The 4488-nt window shown below is 61.2% G+C and carries 5 protein-coding genes; 2 read left to right on the top strand and 3 right to left on the bottom strand.

Annotated features, from left to right (window positions below):
• From ABF821_RS18985 to ABF821_RS18975, 3 genes are all read right to left on the bottom strand, one after another.
• The coding region (locus ABF821_RS18985; RefSeq protein WP_415531210.1) for a CopG family transcriptional regulator at window positions 1-367 on the bottom strand (367 nt) is incomplete at its 3' end.
• Between the two features lie 2 nt (window positions 368-369).
• Window positions 370-2379 carry a conjugal transfer protein TraG gene (locus ABF821_RS18980; protein WP_415531209.1) on the bottom strand — a complete coding sequence of 670 codons (2010 nt, stop codon included), beginning with the start codon at window positions 2377-2379 and terminating at the stop codon, window positions 370-372.
• A 120-nt stretch (window positions 2380-2499) separates the two neighbouring features.
• The gene (locus ABF821_RS18975) at window positions 2500-2790 is read right to left on the bottom strand and encodes a DNA -binding domain-containing protein (protein WP_415531208.1); all 291 of its coding nucleotides are present in this window, start codon (window positions 2788-2790) and stop codon (window positions 2500-2502) included.
• 143 nt (window positions 2791-2933) lie between these two features.
• Here ABF821_RS18975 and ABF821_RS18970 point away from each other — a divergent pair, with 143 nt between their 5' ends.
• Together ABF821_RS18970 and ABF821_RS18965 are read left to right on the top strand one after the other, a co-directional pair.
• On the top strand, window positions 2934-3146 hold the full coding sequence (locus tag ABF821_RS18970) for a helix-turn-helix domain-containing protein (protein WP_415531207.1): 213 nt from the start codon (window positions 2934-2936) through the stop codon (window positions 3144-3146).
• A 108-nt stretch (window positions 3147-3254) separates the two neighbouring features.
• Window positions 3255-4463, top strand: a complete 1209-nt coding sequence (locus ABF821_RS18965; RefSeq protein ID WP_415531206.1) for an ImmA/IrrE family metallo-endopeptidase — start codon at window positions 3255-3257, stop codon at window positions 4461-4463.
• Window positions 4464-4488 lie beyond the last annotated feature (25 nt).

Raw genomic sequence — 4488 nt, 5'->3', positions numbered from 1 at the left:
CGCCCCGCGGCGGTCCCGCGGGTGCCCGGACGCCTTCCACCGGGCCACCCCCAGGGGCGGGGCCCGCGGCCCGCGCACTCTCCGGAAGTGGTGGCGTGCTGGTCAGCCAGAAGCGGACGAACAGGCTCACTGTCTCCGCCAGGATCGAAAGATCTTCCTCCAGCCCGGCCATCTGGCGCGACAGCCGGTCGAGGCGGCGCGAGGTCGCCGCTTCCTGCCTCTCAGTGGCATCGTCCGTCAGGAATGACAGCACCGCCGTCTCCACCAGAGCGGATTTTGAAATATCCCGCCGCACGGCACGGGCCTCGAGCTGCTTATGGATATCGGGGTCGAAATAGACGTTCAGGCGTCGGCTGCGCTTGTGCATGGTCAGTTTCCTCCCAGTTCCAGACCGTCATTCCGATCCATGCCGGCCTGGCGGATGATATTCCCCTGCCGCCGCAATTCCGCCGCACGCTGCACCTCGACCTCGGGATCGCTGTCAGGAATTTCGAATTCGGCGGCCGGGTCAGGCCGCTCAGGCGCGATATCCTCATGCTCAGGCAACTCCGGCTCCCGGCGGACGCCACTGTTGGCGTCGTCGGTATCGTCGGCATTGGATCCGGCCTCCGGGGGCGACGGCACACTCGGCGGGTCATCTATGACTACCTGCGCAGACCACACATCGATGGCGGGATCCCCGTCCCGCACCAACGCTGCCAGATCGGGGGGCGGCAGGATACGCGTGGTAAAGCGACGATCCTGGTAATAACGCACCTTCAGGGCGCGGATCGGCGGACAGCCCGACAGCATCACCAGTTCCTCGTGGTCGGGTAGCTGCTGGACCTCGCCCACGGTCAGGAGCGGCCTGGCGGTTTCCTGCCGGGAAACCATGAGGTGCCCGAGCCAGGGTGAAAGGCGATGCCCGGCATAATTGGTGGAATCCCGCTGTTCCGTTGCCGTGCCCAAGGCATCCGACACCCGCCTAGCGGTCCGTTCGTCATTGGTCGCGAAGCTGACCCGAACCTGGCAATTGTCCAGAATCGAATTGTTCGGCCCGTAGGGTTTCTCGATCTGGTTCAGCGACTGGGCGATCAGGAAGGCCCGGATCCGGTAGCCCGCCATGAAGGCCAGCGCGCTCTCGAAGAAATCCAGCCGCCCGAATGCTGGAAATTCATCGAGCATGAGAAGCAGCTTGCGCCGTCTGGCCGCCGCCTCCATATCTTCCGTCAGACGGCGCCCGATCTGATTGAGCATCAACCGGATCAGCGGCTTGGTGCGGCTGATATCCGAAGGCGGTACGACGAAATAAAGTGAGGCCGGTCGCGCCGAGGATACGAGATCCTCAATACGCCAGTCGCATCTTCTGGTCACCATCGCCACCACGGGATCACGGTAGAGCCCAAGAAACGACATGGCGGTGGAGAGCACGCCCGAGCGTTCGTTATCCGATTTGTTGAGCAGTTCCCGTGCGGCGGACGCCACGACGGGATGCGGCCCCTTCTCCCCCAGATGATTCGTCCGCATCATGGCGGACAGGGTCGTCTCGATGGATCGTTTCGGGTCGGAGAGGAATTTCGCCACACCGGCGAGCGTCTTGTCGGCTTCGGCATAAAGCACATGCAGGATCGCACCGACCAGCAGCGCATGCGAGGTTTTTTCCCAGTGGTTGCGTCGCTCTAGCGCGCCATCCGGATCGACCAGGATATCGGCGATGTTCTGCACGTCGCGGACTTCATATTCCCCCAGACGGACCTCCAGCAGCGGATTGTAGGCAGCCGATGCCGGATTGGTCGGGTCGAACAGCAGCACGCGCCCGAAGGTCGCGCGAAATCCCGCCGTAAGCTGCCAGTTCTCACCCTTAATATCGTGAATGATGGCCGAACCGGACCAGGTCAGCAGGGTCGGAATGACCAGCCCCACCCCTTTGCCCGAGCGGGTGGGCGCAAAGCACAGCACATGCTCGGGACCGTCATGCCGGAGATAGGCCCGGCGATATTTACCCAGAACGACCCCGCTCTCGCCCAGCAATCCCGCTGTGCGGATATCGCGGGAGGTGGCCCAGCGGGCCGACCCATAAGTTTCAACCCGACGCCTTGCCCGCGCCCGCCAGATCGACAGGACGAAGGCCACGATGACGGCCAGAACAACGCCCGCAACACCAATCCACGCGCCATGGACGAAGATACCGGGCGCATAGGCATCGAACTCATACCACCACCAGAAGAAGAGCGGCGGCGCATACACAGGCCAGCGGTGAGCGACCATGAACCAGGGCCGCCCGAGTTCAGGCTGGAACCCCAGACGCCACGCGGTCCACTCGGTCGCAGCCCACCAGAACAGCAACATGATTGTGAAGACCAGGATCACCTGGCCCCAGGCCACACGGGACGCGGACATGAACACCTCCGTGACAGGATGATGATCCGTCCGTCAGGAGGAATAACCACGCGCGGGGCAAGGTAATTCAGGAGCCGTGCGGCAATCGGCGGTCTTTGTGTAAGAAATCGGATGGAGCGTTCAATGCGGCATCTTTCCGCCAGGAATGGTCAGGAGCTGGCGATGACCGGTGTCACGCATCCAGCGCGCCCGCGCCATATGCGAGTCCCAGCATCGTCGCGCGCCGTCACTGTCGGCTGCTGGGTCGCGACCGAGTACGATCCGCGCCACCTCGTGCCAGTCCGCGCCTGCTTCCTCGGCGTCGAGGAGGCGGAGATAGGTGGCATGATGGAGATGGTCATACGCCGTCAGCAGTGGGCAGTCCGGTGCCTTATCGGCTGGAACAGCTCCGTTATCGAGTTGGGACGTCATGATCCTGCCCTTTCCTTCAGGTCCGCAGATCATATCCTGAAATGGGATAATCCCGATACGGGATTATTGGGGCGGTTCCTCAGTTTCAACCGGAACCGCACCCTATGCCGAAATCGCTGCGCTCTCCGCGACAGCACCGTCTCATGAAATTGCTGATCGCAGCAAGGCGCGACAAGGGACTGACCCAGGCCACGCTGGCGGAACGGCTCGGCAAGCCCCAGTCCTATGTTGCGAAATACGAGACCGGCGAGCGTCGGATCGATGTGATCGAATTTCTCGACATCACGGATGCGATCGGGATCAATGGAAACGTCATCCTTGCCGCGCTGGACGACGCATCCAAGATGAACCATTAGCTCACATGAGAGCGGCAGCCGGCATCGCACGCATTCACCGCTTGGCAGTACTCTTCGCACAAGGTACGATCATCCAGTCACAACAGACGGCATAATTTTTGAGAGTCAATGGCCCACACCGTGCAAATCAATCCTGGGATGATGACCTGGGCGCGGGAGACCGCAGGGCTATCCCTTGAGGAGGCAGCGGAAAAGCTTGCGCTGAAGGACAGCGCGAAGCTGACAGCCGTCGAGAAACTGCGCGCAATCGAAATGGGCGAGCGCCCCCTGACTGAGACACTTCTCCAGAAAGCGGCTGCGGCATATCGGCGTCCGCTGGTATCGTTCTACCTTCCCCATCCTCCACAGCGCGGAGAACGGGGGGAAGATTTTCGTACAATCGCTGGGAGTCGCGGATCGGTTCGAGAGAATGCGTTGCTCGACGCTCTGGTTCGGGACGTAAAAGCCCGCCAACAACTCCTCCGCGAAGTGCTGGAAGACGAGGACGAAGAGCTACGCCTCCCATTCGTTGGATCGGCGACCATGAAAAGAGGCTCCCAGCCAGTCGTCTCTTCGATCCGGGCTGCACTGGCCGTCACTGTAGATGAGCAGCGGGCGGCGAAAGATCCGGTAGCACTATTCACGTTGCTCCGCGCGGCAGCGGAAAAGACGGGGATTTATGTCCTTCTGCTGGGCGATCTTGGTTCTCATCATTCCGATATCGGTGAGAACATCTTTCGTGGGTTCGCCCTGGCGGACGACGTCGCACCTTTTGTCGTCATCAACGACAATGACGCGGCTCCTGCTCGCGCCTTCACTCTGATGCACGAACTCGCACATCTCTGGATCGGTGAAAGCGGTATCAGCGGACCTCTTGGAAGCGTATCTGAAAACGCGATCGAGCGGTTCTGCAACAAGGTTGCGGGGGAGTTTCTCCTGCCGCGAGAAACCGACCCGCTCCTCCCCGATCTGAATAACGCCGATGTAGCGGAAGTTATCACGGCGACCGCCCATATCGCCCAGACATGGAATGTCAGTCAGGCGGTGGTCACCTACCGTCTCGCGAGCACGGGCAAGATTTCCGATGAACTTGCGGCAGCTGTGTTTCAGGCATTCGCCGCACGTTGGCGGGAACAGAAGCAACGGACGTCGAAATCAACTGGTAGTGGCCCTTCGTATTACACGGTTCGTCGCCATCGCCTGGGAACAAGCCTTCTGAATGTGGTTCGTCGTGCGCTCCAGGGTGAAACACTGACCCACACAAGAGCTGCGAAGATTCTGGGCGTGCGTCCGACGTCTGTCGACACCCTTCTTCAAGAGCGAAGCTTCGCTGCATGACGCTCTATCTGCTCGACGCAAACGT

This window comes from Gluconacetobacter sp., assembly GCF_047721585.1.
Taxonomy (GTDB): Bacteria; Pseudomonadota; Alphaproteobacteria; order Acetobacterales; family Acetobacteraceae; genus Gluconacetobacter; species Gluconacetobacter dulcium.
The sequence above is the reverse complement of the archived record's forward strand: the minus strand, read 5'-3'. Positions and strand labels throughout refer to the sequence as shown.